Genomic DNA, 19606 nt, shown 5'->3' with positions numbered 1-19606 from the left:
CGGGCTTGCTCGGGGGATCCGTGACGATGGTGAAGCGCCATTCGAGGAAGGTCACGTTGCCTTCCTTGTCGGACGCCTGCACCGCGAATACGTTCTCGCCCACACCCAACAGACCGCCGGCAGCGAGCGAGTTCTCGATCGCCGTCAGTTGCTGCGGATCGAACGTCTGCCCGCCGCCGCCCAGAGAGCGTTCCAGCGCGTTCAGCTCGAGCGGATCGAACGAGCCACTTCCGCCGCCCAGCGAACGCTCCAACGCGTTCAACTCGAGCGGATCGAACGAGGCTCCGCCGCCGCCCAACGAACGCTCCAGCGCGTTCAACTCGAGCGGATCGAACGAGGCTCCGCCGCCGCCCAGCGAACGCTCCAGCGCGTTCAACTCGAGCGGATCGAACGAGGCTCCGCCGCCGCCCAGCGAACGCTCCAACGCGTTCAACTCGAGCGGATCCAGCGAGAAACCGCCGCCCCGAGGCGCGAACGGCATGAACAGCCGACGCAGGTTGATGCGGACCTCGCCGGTCGTCCGGTTGAACGAGGCGATTCCGTTTTCTTCCAGCGTGGTCAGACCCAGCGGATTCGCGCCGGCCGGGTCGTTGATGTAGAGCGTGACGCCCTGCTCGTCGATTCCCGTGTTACCGTCGACGAGCTGGAACGACAACGCATCGAGGTTGGTGTTGTTGATCGTGGACCCCGGTTGGGGGAACCCGATCGTCAACTGCGGCGGCGCCGTATCAGCCGAGCCGGTCTCGACCGTGAACGTCCACTCCCGCGTCGCGGCGTTGCCCACCACGTCGCGCACTTCGAGCACAGCGCGGTAGGTGGTCTGATCCACCAGCGGCGGCGACACGTAGGTGACCTGCCCCGTACCCAGATCGTAGGACGCCGACACGCTCACGTCGGACAGCGTTCCGCCGTCGGGTCCGATGAGCAACTTGATCGACGCCTCATCCGTGTCCGTGCCTCGGATGGTCGCCGACACGATCGGCTCCAACGTACCTATGGAGCCCTGGGGATCGAGCCCGACGATGTCGGGCGGTGTCGCATCGACCGTGAAGGTCGATGTCTGCGTCGCCTGATTCCCAGCCTTGTCGCGCAGAGTCACCGTGAACACATGCGACGGAACCGTCTCGTGCGGTGCCAGCGCCGCGCCGTGCGTGTAGCTCAGACCCGTGTCCGACACCGTCAGGGACGCGGCGGGAATCACCGACCCATCCAGCAGCGCCTCGAGCGAGTTCAGATCAACGCCATTGGCGTCACTGAACGTCGCCCGGAAGTCGCGGAACGCCGCCGCGACCGTGCTCTCGTTCAGCGGCGCGGCAACGATGATCTGCGGCGGACGCGTGTCCAGCACGACTTCCATCGGAGCCGCCGCCGCCAGGTTGCCGGCTGCGTCGGTAGAGGTCGCTGCAAACCGGTTTGCACCGTCCGACAGAGCGACCTCGTTGCTCACGACGGTCGTCGCGTCGGATTCGCTCTGGCGGACCGCGACCGGCACGCCGTTCCACGTAAGCGCGACACTCGCGCCCGGTTCCACCGAGCCGATCCGCACTTGAACGCTCGTCTGGTTCGTCGGGGACGCAATCGCCTGGAACACCGGAGTCGAGGTCTCGACGTCCACCACGAACTCGATGTTACGCGCCGGCGACACGTTCCCCTTGGCGTCCTTGGCAACCACGGAGACCGAGTGCTTCCCGGGCGCGAGGGTTGGCGGCGTCAGAGACGCCACGGAACCCTCGACCGCGAAGGCGACGTCCGCGCCATCGAGCTTGCCGGTCACCTGATCGATGGCGGACTCATCGGTGACGACCACGGCGATGCGCGGAGTCGTACTCGACACCGCGAGCGCCGCGCCTGTCGCGAAGGGCTTCCCGGCGACGGTCGGACTGCTCACAATCGGCGGCGACGTATCCGCAACCGTCGCATCCACCGTGATCTGTCCAGACCGAGTGACCGCGTTGCCCGCGAGGTCCGTGGCGCTGATCGCCACCGTCGCCGTGGAACCGTTCGTCAACGGGGCGGCGGGTGAGAACTGGAACGCTCCGCTTGCGACGTCATAGGCGATCTCGACCGGCACGCCGTCAATCGTCGCCGTGACACGGCCCGCCTCGAGGCCCGAAAGCGCGTCGGTGACCGTACCGCGGAACGTCGGCGTCGCCTCCGGGGTCTTGCCGCCGAAGACGGGCGACAGCAGCGAGACGACGGGCGCGACCGTGTCATAGACGACCTCATAGGTATCGGACACGGCGGCACGCGCGCCGAACTGGTCGGTCGAGAACGCCTGGATCGTGTTGCGGCTCACCGACAGTCGCGCGGTGAGCGACCAGGCGCCGGTCGAATCGGCAACGGTCGTCGATGCGACGTTCCCGTTCACGACGAGAGATACCAGCGACTGGGGTGCGGTCGTACCTGACAGGGCGTAGTCGGCTGACCGCGTTGCCTGCTGTACGGTCGCCAGCGGCTTGGTGGACTCGCGGCGACTGCGGATCACTTGGAAGGGCCACCGCCGCTCCGTCGAGTTCCCAACGGTGTCGAACACGTTGAGACGCAGGTGATGCTCACCCTCAACGAGCCCTGCTGCCGAGGCTCTGATCTCGCCGCCTGACGCGTCGGTCGCGGTGAACGAGATCGTCAGCGGAGCGTCGTCCAGTGTCAGCGTCGTCGATCTCGCGTCGATGCCGCTGTCGTCGGTCACCGTCACGATGACGTCGACACTGGTGGCGGCCGACCGGCTCCCACTGGACGGCGAAGCCGCCGTGATCGTCGGGCCCTTGCGGTCACGAGCCACCTGCACGATGAAGCCGCCGAGCCCGCTGCCCTCCAGCCCTGTCTTGTTGCGGCCTCGGATGACCACGACGTAGGTGTGACCATTGACAAGATCGGTCGTCGTCGGGAGGGTCGCCGAGCTCGTCTTCGCGTCGTAGACGGGAGCGACGGCGGCTCCGTCGATGATGGCAGTCAGTGATTCAGGCACGATGCCGCTGCGGCCGCCGTCAATCGAGAACACGATGCGCGGCGTTCGGCTCGTCGTCCTTCGAACGCCATCGGCATCAGCCTCCGGCGAGATCATGACGAACCGAGGCGGCGTCGTGTCGACAACGACCGTGACGGGCTTGGAATCGGGACCGGTCCTGCCGCTGCGAGCATGTCTCGCAACCACCGGGAACTCGCCATCGGGCATGGCGATCTTGATGGCGAAGGACAGGTCCTCGCCCACCGAGCTCGTGGCGATCTTGATGCCGAAGACGGTGAGTTCGATCTCGCCACCCGAAGTGGCTGCGGTTCCACCAAAGGCGACCGTCGAGCCGGACACGGTCGGCGCGTTGAGCGTCGGAGCAAGCAGCGGCTCGTTGTCGACCGGGAACCCAGACGACAGTCCTGCGATGCCCTCAGCGTCGTCGGTCGGCAAGACCTGCACCTGGTAGGACCCGCGACCCGGAACGTCCGCAGCCGAGCTCCACACCACACGCTGCGCGCCGGGCAGCAACCCGGCGCTGCTGCCCACGATGGTCGCCGGTTGCCAAGCGGACTCGCCGATTGCGCGGTACGACACCTCCACGCCCATCGTGTGAGCGGGGTCGGGGTGCTCGAGTGTGAACGAGATGCCGATGTCGCCGAACGCGCCCGATGCGGACACGCCCGAAGCCAGCGGGCGAACGTCTGCCTCGGCGCGACCGGGGACGAACGTGACCGGCACATCCAACGGCACTTCGACGGTTCCGTCGCTGAACACGAAGTTCAGGGTGACCGACGCGCCCAGCGTCGCGATGGCGTCGGAAGGCACATCCCACGAGAACGTCGCGCTTCCTGGCGCTCCTAGCGTCAGCGTTGCGCCCGCGGGCGTGTTCGTCAGACGCACCGACAGCTTGGTCGCGTCCTGAGGATTGACGTCCGTGCTGGTCAGCCCGAAGGTGTGGGTCGTCCCTTCCTGAGCGAACTGAGCAGGGACCGTGCCTGGCACCGGCGGACGATTGACGACAACGAGCGTCACTCCGATGGACGCGTCTGCCGCGAGCTTGCCGGCGTCCTCAGCATGGAGTTGGATGGTCGTGGTGCCCGCCGTGTCGCCGAACCGAGGGTTGATCTCGATCTGCTTGTAGACGCCATCCGAGCGCGTCCGCGTCGCGATCCTGATGTAGGACGGAAGCGACGGGGTCACCGTCTCCAGGAATACGACCGGCTCGTTGTCGGGGTCGAACGCCCGAACAAGCAGCGATTGCGAGTCGCCCTCGCTCAGCGTGATCGGCACCGCCGGGGCGCCTTCGAGCTGCGGCGCACGGTTCACATTGCGGACGACGAGCGTGAAGGCGATGCCAGTCGTCTGGACATCCGGCGCCGCCGCATCGGCTCGGTCGCGGACGTTGACGGCGATCGAGTAGCTCTTGGAGTCGTCGAAGGTCGTCTGCCACTCGATGACGCCCGTGGTCTCGTTAAGCGTCGTGGCGCGAGGCAAGCTCGTGCTCGTGAAGAAGAGCGGCTGACCTTCGGGATCGCTGGCAAACGGGCTCAAGTTCAGGCTGAAGAGCTGATTCTCGTTAACTGCCTGTTCCGGGATCACCGTCACGACCGGCGGCAGATTGACGGCGCCGAACGTCACCCGGGCGCTGACGCTCGCCTGCGACCCTGGGTTACCGTCGCGCGCGATGAAGTTGAGCGTGACGATATTGCCGGCTGCTGCCGCAGATGGCGTCACCGTGAGCGTCTTGGTTGTAACGGCGGCGACGCCTTCGCCGGCGACGGTCGCCGTCGCCGAGTTGAACGCCGCGATGCCAGCATTGAAGCCAGGGTGCGAGGTTCCGGTCACGTCGGGTGAGAACGCTCGCAGTGTGATCGCTTCGCCGTCGCCGTCCGTGGCAGTCGCGGTGATCGTCAACGGGACCCCGACCTCACCCGGAATCTCCGTGGCACTCAGCGTCAGAACGGGAACCTTGTTGACGTTGAGGACGGTGATCAGCACGTCCTGCGTCGCCTCGTCCAACCCGTCGCTCACCGTGATGGTAGCCATGAAGGCGCGCGTCGGACGACGAATCTCCGACAGCGTGAACGTCACCACACCGGTCTTGGGATCGATCGAGAAGACTGGATCGAGCGAGCCCGGGCTAGCGGCGTCGCGGTTCGCAACGGTCATCGAGTACGCCAGAAGCTCCGCATCGCCGGGATCGGTATCGGTGCCGCGTGCCGTGAACGTGAGCTCCTTGCCCTCATCGATGCTCTGAGCTCGGATCAGCTCGAGCACGGGCTTGGCGTTCAGGATGCGGACGGGACCCAGAACGACCGCCTCACCATCGGCTTCGCCGTCGTTGGCGCTGACGGCGACCGTCCAGGATTCGCCCTTCCGCGTCTTCGTCGATTCGAGGATGGCTCCCGTGATGTCTGGCTGAGGCGTTCCGTCTTTGCTCCAGACGTACTTGACGGTCAGCCGATCCTCGTCGATGTCTCGCGCAGCCCCATCGATCCGGACGCCGAGCGACGTGGTCGTGCCGATCCCCACCGCCGCCGCGTTCGCCGGAATCAGCGACGCCACCAGCTTGGTCGGCGGCGTGTTGAGTATCTTCGTCGGCGCGGAAGCCGCGACGTTGGACTTCCTGCCGCTCGACCCAACCACGAAGACTTCGACGGAAATCGTGTCGCCGCGTCGAAACAGGTTCCCGCGCAGCGTCGTGCCGGTCTCGCCGGGGATCGTCGCACCGTTCTTGATCCACCGGATCGTCACCGGCAGCGTCGATGGATCGTCGAAGTCGTCCTTGACGACGTATGAGACCGTCAGCGGGGCGTTCGTGACGAACTTGCCTTCGGGCCCGGCGCTGGTCAGCGTCACGTCGGACACGACCGGCGGCGTGTCGAACTCGAACGCCTTCTCGAGGACCAGTCGCGCCTCGCGCGGAGTGCCTTCATACTGAACGACCGTAACGGAAACGACCTTCTCGGAGTCCATCTTGGGAACCGTCACCGTCAACGTGGTGGGGGTGATGGCGGTTGGCGTCACACGCGCCGTCCCAAAGAGGACGACGGGTCTGCCGTCTGCCAGGAACCCGGCTCCCGTGATCGTGACGACCGTCCCGCCGTCAGACGAGCCGATCTTAGGGCTCAACGACGTGAGGGACATCGGCGACGTGTAGGTGAACGCGTTCTCCAGCGTCACTCGCTTTGTCAGTGGGCTGTCCGGGAAGTTCACTACCGTGACGCCGACCGGTCCTGCCGTGCCGCTGGCGGGCGAGGTCACTCGCAGCGACGGCGTCCGAGACACGACGCTTGCCGGCGTCGTGCCGAAGAGGACCTGTGCGTCCGCACTGAACCCGCTGCCAAGAATGGTCACTTCGGTGCCGCCGGCGACCGGGCCCTCCTTCGGTTCGATGCCCGTGAAGGTCATGTCCGGCACATACTCGAACGCCGCAGCCAGGGTCGCTTCGCGCTGGAACGGCTCGCCGGTGTCCGTGACGACGCGCACACCCACCACGCCAGGCGTCCCAGGCGGGATCGCCAGCGTAATCGACGTGGGTTCGACGGTCGACGGAGTCAGCCGGGCGCTGCCGAGGAACACGACCGCCGGAGTGCGGAAGCCCGACCCCTCGATGGTCAGCGTCTCGCCGCCGGCAGGAAGCGACCGCTTCGGCGTCACGCTGGAGATCGCCATGCGGGGCAGGTACTCGACCGCGTTCGCGACGCTGATTGGAGTAGCGAACCGCGCGCTTCGGAGCTCCATGCCGACGGGCCCCGGCTCCGTGCGTTCCGGCGACAGCGTCGTCACAGTGGTCGGAGACACGCGTGTGGCTGGAATCGCCGTACCCGCGATCGCCACCACGATGTCGTCGGGCAGCCCAGCGCTCGTGATCGTCAGCGGTACGCCGCCACTGAGCGTTGAGAACCTCGGCGACACCGTCGCCGTCGCGCTCTCCTTGACATAGGTGAACGCGTTGGCAGCCGTGGCTTGCTGAGAGTAGGGCTGATCCGTGTCGTTCACGACACGCACGCTCAGCGCACCCTCCCTGCCCGGCGGAACCGTGAAGGTGATCGACGACGGCGGAGCCACGACGGCGTCGCTGATGGCAGTCTCGCCCAGGAACAGCCGAGCTTCTGCTCGGAACCCGGTTCCTGACACGCGGGCGGGAACGCCGCCGAGAACGCTTCCGGTGGCAGGCTCAACGCCGGCGATTGTTGGCGCAGCCAGGTAGGTAACGATCCCAGGAGCGCTCGCCGTTTGCGCCATCGGAGTTCCGAATCGGCTCTCGATCTCGACACCGGCGGGCCCAGGCGCGGCGGGTGGAGCCGTAATGGTCACACTCGATCCGCCAGCGCCAACCGTGCCCGTCGCCGAACTACCGGCGACTGTGATGCGCATCGGGTTGGCGAAGCCGGAACCCTCGATCACGATCGTGTCGCCGCCAATCGCCTTTGCGAACGCCGGAATCGCGCGCCGGATGGTGATCGGCTCAGACCATACGAACGCCAGTGTCTTCGTTCCGACATTGCCCGCGAGGTCGGTCATGCTGACCGAGATCGCGTACTCGCCGGGGCGATCCGCGACCACGACGGTCGAAAGCGCCTTCGGCGTGTCGAGCGAGACCGTACCGAGCTCGCTGGTCTGCTTCCACAGGACCGATTCGAGGTCGATACCCGCCAGGTCCTCATAGGTCGCCGTCGCGGTGAACGGCGTCAGGTACACGGGTAGCGCGGGCTCCGCCGTGATCGTGATGGCGGGCGCCGTGGTATCCCAGACGAACTCCATGGGCACATGCGTGACATTGCCCGCAAGGTCGATGACGCTCAGCCCGAGCTCGTACACAGCGTCCTCAGACGCATCGATCGTCGGCGAGAGCGCGTTCGCGTCGCTGAAGTGGACCCGGCTGTCGGCAACCCATGCGAACTCCAAGCCATCGAAGGGGCTCAGCGCGTCCGATGCGATCACGTCCGGGGCAAACGGAACACGATGGATGCCCTGATCAGCAGGACCCTCGACAATCGGAGGTGTCGTGTCCCACACGAACGTCGTCGTCGCGGACGCAACGTTCCCGGCGAGGTCGTAGACGCTCAACGCGATCTCGTAGACCCCGTCGGCGGACGCCGTGATCGTCGGTAGCAGGATCCCCGAGTTCGAGAAGCTGACCTCAGGCGGCCCCGACCACTCGAACTCGAGCGAGGCAGCGGCAGTGATATCGTCCACCGCTTCAACATCCGGCGTGAATGCCTCGCGGAAGTCCCCCTGGTCCGGAACCAGCGCGATCAACGGCTCGTCGACGTCCCAGGTGAAGGTGAACGTGTACTCATCCGTGTGACCGACTTGGTCGATCACCGTCAGAGTCACGCTGTGCAAGCCGAAGGTCGTCGCCGAGATGGTGGTGACCGCCGCGCCGGGAGCGGAGAAGAACACGAACTCATCGCTCGACCACTCATAGATGAGCTCGTCTGCCGTCGCCACGGTGTCCGCCACCGTGTACGTCGGCTCGAAGGCTTTGTTCCGGTGCTCTTGGCTAGACGGTCCCGAGGCGATCGGGGGCGTCACGTCCCACGCGAAGGTCATCGTCACGCTGGTAGACTGCTCGAGCGCGTCGGTTGCCGTGAGAGTCAGTACGTAGTGCCCTTCGACAAGTGCGCTGATCTCGGGGACGAGCGCAGTCGGATCGGACACGACGACGTTCTCCGGAACCGTCCAAAGGAACGTCAGGAGGTCTGGATCGACTGCAGATACGACTGGGAAGAACGGCGTGTCATGAACGCCTTGATCGGCGTCCGCAGTCAGGCTGGGCCGCGCAGAGTTCCACGTGAACGGCACATCGACGGTCGTGGCGTTGCCCGCCGTATCGGTGACCGAGAGGGTCACGGAATAGCCGCCGTTGGCGCTCGCCTCGATGGTCGGGGCTGCGAGGGTCGTGCTCGAGAACGCGATGCCCGTAGGACCAGACCACTTGAACGCCAGGGAACCGACTGTCGTGAGGTTGTCGCTCGCGGTCACGGCAGGCGTGAAGGGCTCACCGACCTCGCCGACCGGAGCCACGCTGACGCTTGGCGGCGTCGTATCCCATCGGAACGCAATCGTCGCCTCCGCGAAGTTGCCGGCGGCATCCGTCGCACGGATCGTCGCCGTGTGGTCAGCGTCAGCCGTCGCCGAGATGGAGGTCGAGAGAGCGTTCGGCAGCGAGAAGGCCACGGCTGGCGACGGGCTCGTCCACGAATAGGTGAGAGCGCTGGCGTCAGTCGCCGTCACGCCGGAAGTTGTGAATGGGGCTCGGAAAACGCCAAAAGACGTCGGAGCCGCGAGCGTCGGCAGACGCGTATCCCAGCGAAAGGTCGCTGAGGAAGACCGGGCGTTTCCGGCGGCGTCGGTCACCGTGAGGGTTACGCTGTGGTCGCCCTCGACGCCGGCGGAGACCAGGGGCAAGAGCGCATCGACCGGCGAGAAGACGGCGCCAGTCGGGCTCGTCCAATGGTACGCCAGCGGCGTCGAACTGTCCGTCGCCGATACGCCCGTCGGTGTGAACGCCAGTCGGTATGCGCCGAGCGATGCAGGCAGAACGACCGTTGGAAGCGCGGTATCCCACGTGAAGTTCGTGTCGGCGAACGCCACGTTGCCCGCAGCGTCCGTCGCCGTCAGGCGGATCACATAGGGACCGTCCGCGCTTGCCGTCACGCTCGTCGACGCAGCGGCGGGTGCGCCGAACGTCACCGTCCCGGAACCGGACACCTGCGACCAGGCGTAAGTCGCCACGTCCGAAGTCGCATCGGTGGCGGAACCGGTCTGTGTGAACAGAGCCCGCTGGAAGTCGGCAGGCGTGCCCGCGTTCACCACCGGAACCGTCGCGTCCCACGTGAAGTTCGTGTCCGCGAACGCCACGTTGCCCGCAGCGTCCGTCGCCGTCAGGCGGATCACATAGGGACCGTCCGCGCTTGCCGTCACGCTCGTCGACGCGGCGGCGGGTGCGCCGAACGTCACCGTCCCGGAACCGGACACCTGCGACCAGGCGTAAGTCGCCACGTCCGAAGTCGCATCGGTGGCGGAACCGGTCTGTGTGAACAGAGCCCGCTGGAAGTCGGCAGGCGTGCCCGCGTTCACCACCGGAACCGTCGCGTCCCACGTGAAGTTCGTGTCCGCGAACGCCACGTTGCCCGCGGCGTCCGTCGCCGTCAGGCGGATCACATAGGGACCGTCCGCGCTTGCCGTCACGCTCGTCGACGCGGCGGCGGGAGTGCCGAACGTCACCGTCCCGGAACCGGACACCTGCGACCAGGCGTAAGTCGCCACGTCCGAAGTCGCATCGGTGGCGGAACCGGTCTGTGTGAACAGAGCCCGCTGAAAGCCGGCAGGCGAACCCGCAGCCACGGTTGGCGAAGCCGTGTCCCACAAGAAGGACATCGTCTGGCTCGCCGCGTTCCCCGCTTGGTCCGTGACGGTCAGCGTAATCGACTTGGGCCCGTCTGTGGACGCCGACACCGACGTGGCGAGGGCGTTGTTCGGCGCAAATGTCACACCTGCAGGTCCCGTCCACAGGTAGGTCAGGCTCGCGACTGGCGTAACGTTGTCGGTTGCCGTCACCGAGGGCGTGAACGCGACGCGGCGGATGCCCTGGTCCGTAGAGGCGGTGATCGTCGGGGGCGTCGCGTCGGATCGCGCTGTGATCGTGTAGCGAGTCGTGATGCCGCCGGCAGGGACGACCAGAGATGTCGTCGTGAGCATGTTGATGGCCGTACCGCCGGCAGGCGTGATCGTCAGGCTCTTCCACAACGCCGGGAGCCCGTCGGCCGACCAAGCCAGCGTCCAGGGCGTGTCGGCGTTGTTGCGGATCACGGCCGTCCAACTGAGTCCTGCGCCCGCGTCGGCCGGCATGGAGCGAAGATCCGTCGCAAGAAGTCGGAAATCAACAGCGTGGCTGAGGTTTTCCAGGTAGCCGTCCGGGTGCTTGGGGCTCGGATGCGGCGGCGGAGCGAGGAAGTCGATGAGGACGTCGAACCCGTTGGTCGCCGACGGATGGATGCCGAACTCCAAAGGCAGGAGCGACGAGTCCCTCAGAATGCCCGACCGATCCACGTACTGCCCAGATGCATTGAGCGCGATCTTCCAGTTGTTGTCGGCAAGCGGAAGGCCTCCGTTGGCGGGCACAACTGCCCCAGCAACGTCTGCGGGCACAAGGGTGACGCGAGGACGGTAGTACTCGGAGGACATCGATCCGCGCGGTGCCGCTGCATACGCGGAGGGCATCAACGCCGCCGCGCAGAGCGCCACCAAGACGCCGGACCAGTAGCTCGCAAGCCCTCGACGTGTCATAGACCTCGGCATCCTATCCACCTTTCACCGCTCGCGAACGGAGAGGGCGGGACCCTCTCAACGCGTCACGCCACCGCGCGCCCTGAGCGCTCTCAATACACTCGTCTGCGCAATCCCGTCGCGTTACCACAAGCATCGTCCACTGTCGTAGAACCGTTGTGTCCTCTATCGTCCGACTGCTGTGTCGACCTTCACCAGGAGGCGGAAACACGGCTTCGCCGACACATAACTCACGGGCGGCGTCGGAAGTTCATTTCGTCGAGTGCCTCGGCAGCGACTGCACACACCGCGACACCCATCGACACAGGAAGCCGACGTAGCAGTATATTGCCGCTGCCGGTTCTTGTCAATTCGGCCTTACCTCGTCCAGGGCTGTTTCATGGAGCCACTCGCCTCGCACGGCGGGGTCCAGACGAACGTCCGCTGCTCCAACGGGACACCAGCCGTCCATGGAGCCACCGTGGAGCCACCGTGGAGCCACCGTTTCCGCTCCGTCGCTCCCGCGAAAGCGGGAGCCCAGAGGCCTGGATTCCCGCTTCCTGGCCCCGCGAAGACGGGGCTCGCGGGAATGACCCGTTGGGTTGATCCGATTCGGGATCAGGCGATCCGTTCATGGAACCGCCCTTCGCACAGCCGCATCGCTCTTGACTTGCCAGCGTTTGACGCCATACAATCGGGCAGATTGGCGCACAACCAGACACAGCCTGCATCGCCACCAGAACTCGAAGCGAGACCGCGAACATGAAGCGCACATACCAGCCACACAATCGCAAGCGCCGGAACAAGCACGGCTTTCGCCGTCGTATGTTGACCGCTGACGGTCGCAAGGTGCTCAGCCGTCGCCGCCGTCGCGGCAGAATCCGGCTGTCCGTCTCCAAGCCTGCCAACTCCTAGGACTCCCGTCCTGGAAGGACTGCGCATCCCATGCCTGCCAAGATTCCCGACTTGACTGCGCTCCGGGACATTGCGCGGGAGATGCGACGCCACATTCTTCGGATGATCGCCGAGGCGGGTTCCGGGCATCCGGGCGGGTCGTTGTCCGCTGTCGAGCTGCTGACCGCTCTCTATTGGCATGAACTCAAGCACGATCCGAGGAACCCGAAGGACCCGGACCGCGACCGGTTCATTCTCAGCAAGGGGCACGGCGTCCCGGCGCTCTACACGGCGCTCGCCATGTCCGGCTACTTCGATGTCGCCGAGTTGCCCAGCCTCAGGAAGCTCGACAGCCCGCTGCAGGGTCACCCGGACGTCCGCAAGATGCCCTTGTTGGAGGCATCGACCGGCTCCCTTGGGCAAGGGCTTTCAATCGGCGTCGGAATGGCTCTGGGTCTGCGACTCGACGCCAACCCCGCCCGCGTCTATGTGATGCTCGGCGACGGCGAGTGCGACGAGGGACAAGTCTGGGAAGCCGCGATGTTCGCCGGCGCACACGGGCTGTCGAACCTCTGCGCAGTCGTGGACGCGAACGGAGCCCAGCTCGATGGCTGGATCGACGACATCCTGCCGCTGGAGCCGTTCGCCGACAAGTGGCGAGCCAACAAATGGAATGTCGTGGAGATCGACGGTCACTCGTTTCCGACGATCTTCGACGCCTTCGACGCTGCCCGGAACCGTCAGGACGCGCCAACGGCAATCGTCGCCCGGACGATCAAGGGCAAAGGCGTGTCGTTCATGGAAGCGGACGGTCCCAAGTACCACGGTATCGCGCCGACCGCTGATGAGCTGTCGAGAGCGCTTGCGGAACTCGACGCGGAGGGGTAGCCCAAGATGAATCCTCGTCCGATGGGCGAAGCGACGCGCGACACCTACGGCAAGGTCCTACTGGAGCTGGGAGCCGCCAGCCCTGATGTCGTTGTGCTCGATGCGGACCTCTCCGGCTCGACGCGAACCGCCAAGTTCGCGGAGAAGTACCCTGACCGCTTCTTCAACTTCGGGATCGCCGAGGCGAACATGGTCGGAGCAGCAGCCGGACTAGCTCTGACGGGCAAGGTCCCCTTCATCAGCAGCTTCGCTGTCTTCCTGATGTGCAAGGGACTCGACCAGTTGAGACAGTCGGTGGCGTATCCCGGTCTCAACGTCAAGGTCGTGACCTCGCACGGCGGAATCAGCATCGGCGAAGACGGTCCCTCGCAGATGAGCGTGGAGGACGTCGCGCTTGCCTGCTCGTTGCCGGGCTTCGTTGTCTGCGTCCCCGCCGATCAGGTCGCGGCGAAGGCGCTGCTTCACTCCGTCGCCGCGATGTCCGGGGCGGCATACGTCCGCGTCGGAAGACCCAAAGTGCCGATCGTCTACGCGGACGACGCGAAGTTCTCGTTGGGAAAGGCGAACCAGCTCCGCGACGGCAGCGATGCAACGGTCATCGCCAATGGCCTTCAGGTTGCGGAAGCGCTGGACGCCGCAGACATTCTCGAACCCCGTGGCATCAGCGTCCGCGTGATCGATATGCACACGGTGAAGCCGCTCGACATCGACGCGGTCGCCGCAGCGGCGCGTGACACGGGCGCAATCGTCACTGCCGAGGAGCACTCCGTCATCGGGGGGTTGGGCTCGATGGTCGCTCAGGCGGCTGCCGTCACGCGACCGGTTCCCATCGAGTTTGTGGGTATTCAGGACACCTATGCCGAGTCCGGCACGCCACGCGAGCTGCTGGAGCGCTACGGACTGGTCGCAGCGGACATCGTCCGCGCCGTGGAGAAGGTGATCGCTCGGAAGGCGTGACCGCACCGGTTCGACATCACTGGCACTTCGACGGCGCGCCCATACCTGGCGCGCCGTTTCCGCGCCGAATGCCGACCGCTCAGACACCATAAGGAGGGAACCCGATGCTCGATCTGCTGATCCGTGGTGGACGCGTGATCGACCCGTCGAGCGGCTTGGACGGCGTGCGTGACGTCGCAATCTCAAACGGACGGATCCATTCCATCGAGCGAGACTTGAGTGGACTGGCGTGCCGCGAGTCGCTGGACGTTCGCGACAAGATCGTCACGCCTGGCTGGGTGGACATCCACGCCCACACTTACTGGGGGGTGACCACGTGGGGCATCCTGCCCGACCCGCTCTGCCTGGCATCCGGCGTCACGACCATCGTGGACGCGGGTTCGCCCGGATGGGCGAACTTCCCGGCGTTTCGGAAGTGGATCGTCGAAGGCTCGCATACGCGCGTGCTGTCGTTCGTCCACATCTCCGGCATCGGTCTCACGTATGCGCTAGTCGGGGAGATGGAGGACCTGCGCTACGCCTCCGTCGAGTATACGGCGCAGACGATTGACGAGCACGCGGCAATCACGACCGGCGTGAAGGTGCGGCAAGGAGCGTCGCAGGTCGGGACGAACGGCGTCAAACCTCTGCGCCTGGCAATCGCCGCCGCCGAAGCCGCTGGAACGCGCGTCATGGTCCACATCGGAGCCGGCGTCCCTCTGCCGGACGTGTTGGGTCTGCTCCGACCAGGCGACATCGTCACGCATTGCTTTCACGGACGTGGCGACTCGATCCTGGATGATCGCGGGAGCTTCCTGCCCGAAGTCCACGACGCCAGACAAGCTGGCGTGCTGTTCGATGTCGGACATGGCAGCGGCAGCTTCCACTACCCGACGGGCAGACGCGCCATCGAGTCCGGGTTCCTGCCCGATGTTATCAGCAGCGATCTGCACAGCATCAGCGTCGAAGGACCCGTGTTCGACATGCCAACTACCGCCTCGAAATTCCTCAACATGGGCATGTCGCTGCGCGACGTCATCGACCGAGTGACCGCCGCCCCGGCGAAGGCGATTGGTCGAGAGGGGGAGATCGGGGCTCTGGTCCCGGGACGCGTCGCAGACGTCGCCGTATTCGACCTCGATGAAGGCGAGTTCGAGTTCTTCGATACCCATGGCATTCGTGAGGTGGGTTCCCAGCGCCTGACGACTTGGGCGACGGTCCGCGCCGGACGGATCTGGTTCCCGGCGGATGTGCGGACAGAGCACGGGCATCCGAGCGACACGATCTCGTACACCCTCCGAGCCGCGAACGGAATGCTGCTGCGAGAAGCCGGCATCCGTCGGTAGCCGGCGGCTATATCCCGGCGACCGACCTCAGTTGAGAGATGATGGTCGCCACGCTCGGACGGTCGCTGGTGCTCGTTCCGACGTGCTTCCATCGGATGACGCCCCCCCCATCGATGACGAACGTAGCAGGTCGCGCGATGTTGGCGTGGGACCCGGGGTTCGTGAACGGGTTACTCTCCGGGTCGAGCACACCGTAGGCAACGACCGCCTTCCTCTTCGGATCGCTGAGCACGGGATACGCGAGCTTGTGGTCAGCCATCACCTTCTTGTTCTGGGATGGACTATCCACAGCGATCGCGATGAGGTTCGCTCCTTCGCCTGCGATACGCGGCAACGCTTCTTGCAGCTCGCCGAGCTGCTCCATGCAGATCCCTCACCAGAATCCACGGTAGAAGACCACCACGAGGGGTTTCCCTCCGTAGTCCGAAAGGCTCACCGGTTCCCCTGCGGCGTTCCGTAGCGCGAATTCGGGCGCCCGTTGTCCCACCTCGTTGCCAACAACCGCAATAGTCTCGACAACGTCTTCACGTTGCGCGACGGCTGGCGTCTCGGTGTGCGAGAGGGGCACCGACGGATCGGCGGTCGCCTCAGCCGGCTCAACCGAAGCCGACGTCCCTTCGTGCACGACGGGCACGACCTTCTTGCCGGCGCAGCCGCCAACCGACACGACGGCTAACACCAATCCGATCACACTCACCCACGGCAGTATCCGGTGTCGCCGAGCGGATCGCATCAGCGCCTCCCTGTCCATGACAAACCAAGGCTTACTCGCCAAGCCACCGAAGACCATCGGCTGGCTCGGCGTTTGTGCAAGTAGTTCGCACAGTCTATCACTCCCGGCACCCATCTGGAACACAGTCGTCGAATTTGCCGTTCTTGCTTGCAGGAAGCCAACGAGGCCGGGAATGAGAACGTGGGCGGAAGTCGATCTGTCGGCGATCCGGGCGAACGCGAGAGCGTTCCGCAGCCTTCTGCAAGGGTCTGCGCTCATCGCCGTCATCAAGGCGGACGGCTACGGACACGGCGCCGTTCGTGTGTCTGGCGCCCTCGGCTCTCTTGCCGACGCTTACGCCGTCGCGTCGCCCGAAGAGGCTGCCGAGCTCCGCGACTCAGGCGTCGAGCAACCGATCCTGCTGCTCTACTCGCTGACGCCCGATGCGGCGGAACCGGCGATCGCTGTCGATGCGTCCATCACCATCTCCTCGCGTGAGGAGCTTTGCCTCGTCGCAGATGCGGCGACTCGGGCTCGCCGCGTCGCGCGGGTGCATGTCAAGGTCAACACGGGAATGAACCGTTATGGAGCCGCGCCCGATCAGGTCGCCGAGCTCATCAGCGTCTGCGATTCGAACGCGTCCATCGCCCTGGCGGGGCTGTGGACGCACTTCGCCAGCGCCGACGAGCCCGACGATCCGTTCACCGACGTGCAACGGCGCCGCTTCCTCGACGTGGCTTCCAGACACGCGCGACCCGGCTTGCTGCGGCACGTCGGCAACACGGCAACCGCGCTGAACTTCCCGGAGATGCGCTTCGATGCGTCGCGCATCGGGATCGGTCTGTATGGAGTCTATCCTAGCGCCGAGTCAGCTCATCCCATTGCGTTGTCGCCGGCGTTGACCTGGCGAGCTCGGGTATGCCGCGTCGCAGACCTGGCTGCCGGCGAGTCGGTGTCCTACAACCGCCGCTTCATCGCTCAAACCGCCAGGCGCATCGCGACCGTCTCGGTGGGCTACACGGACGGCTATCCGCGTGTCGCGTCCAATCGCGGATCCGTGCTGATCCGAGGTCGGCGCGCTCCCATCCTGGGCTCTGTATGTATGGACACCATTGTCTGCGATGTGACCGACATCCCGGATACGTCGTACGGCGATACAGCGACGCTCATCGGTCGCGACGGCGACGGTTGCATCTCCGCTGACGAACTGGCGGCGTGGGGCGACACCATCTCCTACGACGTGCTCACTGGACTGGGTAGGCGCGTCAAGCGGCTCTATACCTCCTGATCGACGGGAACAGACATGATTCGACGAGCCATCGTGCTCGCGGCGGGTCGCGGCAGCAAGTGCTTCCCGTACGGAGACGTGCGCCAGAAGTGCGTACTGCCGATTGCCAACGTTCCGGCAGTGCGACGGCTATGCCTCAGCCTGATCGAGATCGGTGTGACGGAGATCGTCGTCGCCGTCGGGCATCGGAAGCAGCAGGTGATGGGCGCGACGGCGGACCTGCCTGGTGTGCGCTTCGTCACGCAGACGACGCTCGATGGAACCGCCGCCGCCGCGTACGCCGCCGCTGAAACCTGCGCGGAACGCGAGCCGCTGCTCGTCGTCTACGGCGACATCGTGCTGACGACGGAGGACCTCCGGCGCTTCGTCACCGAGTTCGGGAACAGCGGCGCTCTAGCCGGTGTTCTGCTGAACCGACTCGGCGAGGAGGAGCCCGGGAGCTGGATCTGTGCTGCGACCTCAGGCGGGCTCGTCACCCAGGTGACCGGTCACCCGCGAGGCGGTTCGCACCGCCTGTGCGGCGTGTACGCGTTTCAGGCTCACGCATTGCCGGCGCTTGCGCGCAACCCGGGCATCGCGACGCGCGTCGACGTGGGAGGCATGCCGCCCGCAGAATCGGAAGTCGCCGGCTCGATCCAGGTTCTCATCGACGATCATGTGGACGTGTTCGCGTCGGAGACGATGGGATTCTTCGTCGATATCGACAAGCCGTGGCATGTCCTGGAAGCCAACGCCCGCATGGTCGAGCATCTCACCAGTCAGCTCCATACGGACGTGGTCGCCGACGGAGCGCGCATCTCCGATGGAGCCGACATCACCGGGCACGTGGTCGTCGGGTCTAACACGACCATCGGCAAGCGCGTCGTGCTGCGAGGCAACGCCATCGTCGGGGGCAACTGCCAGATCACCAACGGGGCGATCCTCCACGGTGGTTTCGTCATCGGGAACCACTGCCGCATCAGCGACTACTGCGACGTCGGCGGTCGATCCGTGGTCGGCAACCGGTGCATCATCGGACATGGGGCGGAGTTCAGCGGCGTGCTGTTCGACAAGGTGTATCTGTACCACTACTGCGAGATGTCCGGCGTGTTCGGCGAGGCGACGGACATCGGCGCTGCGAGCGTCTGCGGCACGCTGCGGTTCGACGACCGGGACACGCCCCATCGGATCGGCGGACGCACGGAGACGCCCTCACATGGGGCAGACGCCACCTACATGGGCGACTTCTGTCGAACCGGCGTGAACGCGATGCTCATGCCAGGCGTCAAGGTGGGTTCGTATTCGTGTGTGGGTCCCGGCGTCATCTGCTACGAGGACGTGCCCAGCGGAACACTGCTCCTCGCCAAGCAGGAACTCATCACCAAGCCGTGGGGCCCGAGCCGCTACGGCTGGTAAGGGTGGAACAGGCTGACGCGTATCCGCAGCCCACTGCCCGTGAAATCAGCCGGAGCCAGCACGCGCAGCGTTTCCTTCGCGGCGTCCCACTCGCGTAGGATGCCGAGGCCCGACGCAAAGCCGCGACGGTCGAGGAAGGCGATCAGGACGTCCTTGAAGCGGCTGGGCTCGTGGTTGTCCTGGGTCAGCGCCTCTCCACTCATCACGACGCTGCTGGCGGGCAAAGTGAACTCGGTCGCGTTCGAGAAGTATTCCCGCAGCTTCTCGTCCCGGAAACTTCGTCTGACATTCGGGTTTCGGCGTTGCGCCTCTGGACGACGTGCCAGCCGATGGATCACGATATCCGACTGCCCCTCGAACGCGTCGAGAATATGCCGGAGCGTGTCGGACTCCGGGGACGGCTCGATCGCCACCACCTGCGCGGGACGGAGGCACTCGATCTTGTGCGCCTTGAGCAGGTAGCCGGAAGAGCCCTCGACGAGACCCGTCGTGTCGACGATGAGCACGTCCACTCCCCGCCGGCGCGCGAAGTCCGCAAGGCGTCTTGTTCCGACGACCATTTCGATTCGCACATTCGCAGGCGACGTGGCGCCGACGAAGTAGAGCGCGTCCGGGGCGGCGCTGAGCTCGTCCGTCGATTCCTGTAGAATCTTGAGGCCGATCGTCGTCGGGGGCCCGATCACGGATTGGCCTATGTCGGAATCGATGAAGCCGACAATGAGCTGCCTGGCTAGCGCGGCGCGCGCTAGGTACCGCCCGAGCGTGCTCTTGCCAGAATCCATGCCGGCAATCAGCACGAACACGCCACCGCCTTGCGTCGCTCGGTCGGCGAGCGCCGCCCATTCCTCCGGCACGGTTTCTGGGACGAACAGCGTATCCATTGCGATCCCACCCCACATTCGACGGCGATCCAGCAG

The 19606-nt window shown here is 65.6% G+C and carries 10 protein-coding genes; 6 read left to right on the top strand and 4 right to left on the bottom strand.

Features of this window, described 5'->3' with window-relative positions; all coding sequences use genetic code 11:
• Positions 1–11263 (bottom strand): hypothetical protein (locus tag FJZ36_05820; protein ID MBM3214414.1); only part of this gene is annotated, 11263 nt, incomplete at its 3' end.
• 729 nt (positions 11264–11992) lie between these two features.
• Between FJZ36_05820 and FJZ36_05815 the strand changes: the two genes are divergently transcribed.
• From FJZ36_05815 to FJZ36_05800, 4 genes are all read left to right on the top strand, one after another.
• Complete coding sequence (locus FJZ36_05815) at positions 11993–12145, top strand: 50S ribosomal protein L34 (protein MBM3214413.1); 153 nt, start codon at positions 11993–11995, stop codon at positions 12143–12145.
• A gap of 42 nt (positions 12146–12187) precedes the next feature.
• Positions 12188–13012, top strand: coding sequence for a transketolase (locus FJZ36_05810; protein MBM3214412.1), 825 nt, complete (start codon positions 12188–12190; stop codon positions 13010–13012).
• Positions 13013–13018: 6 nt separating this feature from the next.
• A complete protein-coding gene (locus FJZ36_05805) occupies positions 13019–13969 on the top strand; it encodes a transketolase family protein (GenBank protein MBM3214411.1) in 951 nt (316 codons plus the stop codon).
• A gap of 104 nt (positions 13970–14073) precedes the next feature.
• The gene (locus FJZ36_05800) at positions 14074–15294 is read left to right on the top strand and encodes an amidohydrolase/deacetylase family metallohydrolase (GenBank protein MBM3214410.1); all 1221 of its coding nucleotides are present in this window, start codon (positions 14074–14076) and stop codon (positions 15292–15294) included.
• 7 nt (positions 15295–15301) lie between these two features.
• On the opposite strand, the gene FJZ36_05795 is transcribed toward FJZ36_05800, so the two are convergent.
• A complete protein-coding gene (locus FJZ36_05795) occupies positions 15302–15658 on the bottom strand; it encodes a redoxin domain-containing protein (GenBank protein ID MBM3214409.1) in 357 nt (118 codons plus the stop codon).
• A 9-nt stretch (positions 15659–15667) separates the two neighbouring features.
• A complete protein-coding gene (locus tag FJZ36_05790; protein ID MBM3214408.1) occupies positions 15668–16294 on the bottom strand; it encodes a redoxin domain-containing protein in 627 nt (208 codons plus the stop codon).
• Between FJZ36_05790 and alr the strand changes: the two genes are divergently transcribed.
• On the top strand, positions 16044–17294 hold the full coding sequence (gene alr / locus FJZ36_05785) for an alanine racemase (protein ID MBM3214407.1): 1251 nt from the start codon (positions 16044–16046) through the stop codon (positions 17292–17294). The two genes, FJZ36_05790 and alr, sit on opposite strands and share 251 nt — an antisense overlap.
• A 15-nt stretch (positions 17295–17309) precedes the next feature.
• Positions 17310–18689 (top strand): nucleotidyl transferase, encoded by a 1380-nt coding sequence (locus FJZ36_05780; protein MBM3214406.1) that lies wholly within the window; start codon positions 17310–17312, stop codon positions 18687–18689.
• Here the strand turns inward: FJZ36_05780 and FJZ36_05775 are convergent.
• Complete coding sequence (locus tag FJZ36_05775) at positions 18677–19588, bottom strand: hypothetical protein (protein MBM3214405.1); 912 nt, start codon at positions 19586–19588, stop codon at positions 18677–18679. The genes FJZ36_05780 and FJZ36_05775 overlap by 13 nt on opposite strands.
• Between the last annotated feature and the right edge of the window lie 18 nt (positions 19589–19606).

The organism is Candidatus Poribacteria bacterium (assembly GCA_016866785.1).
Lineage (GTDB): Bacteria > Poribacteria > WGA-4E.
This window is presented reverse-complemented; position numbering and strand designations above follow the sequence as displayed.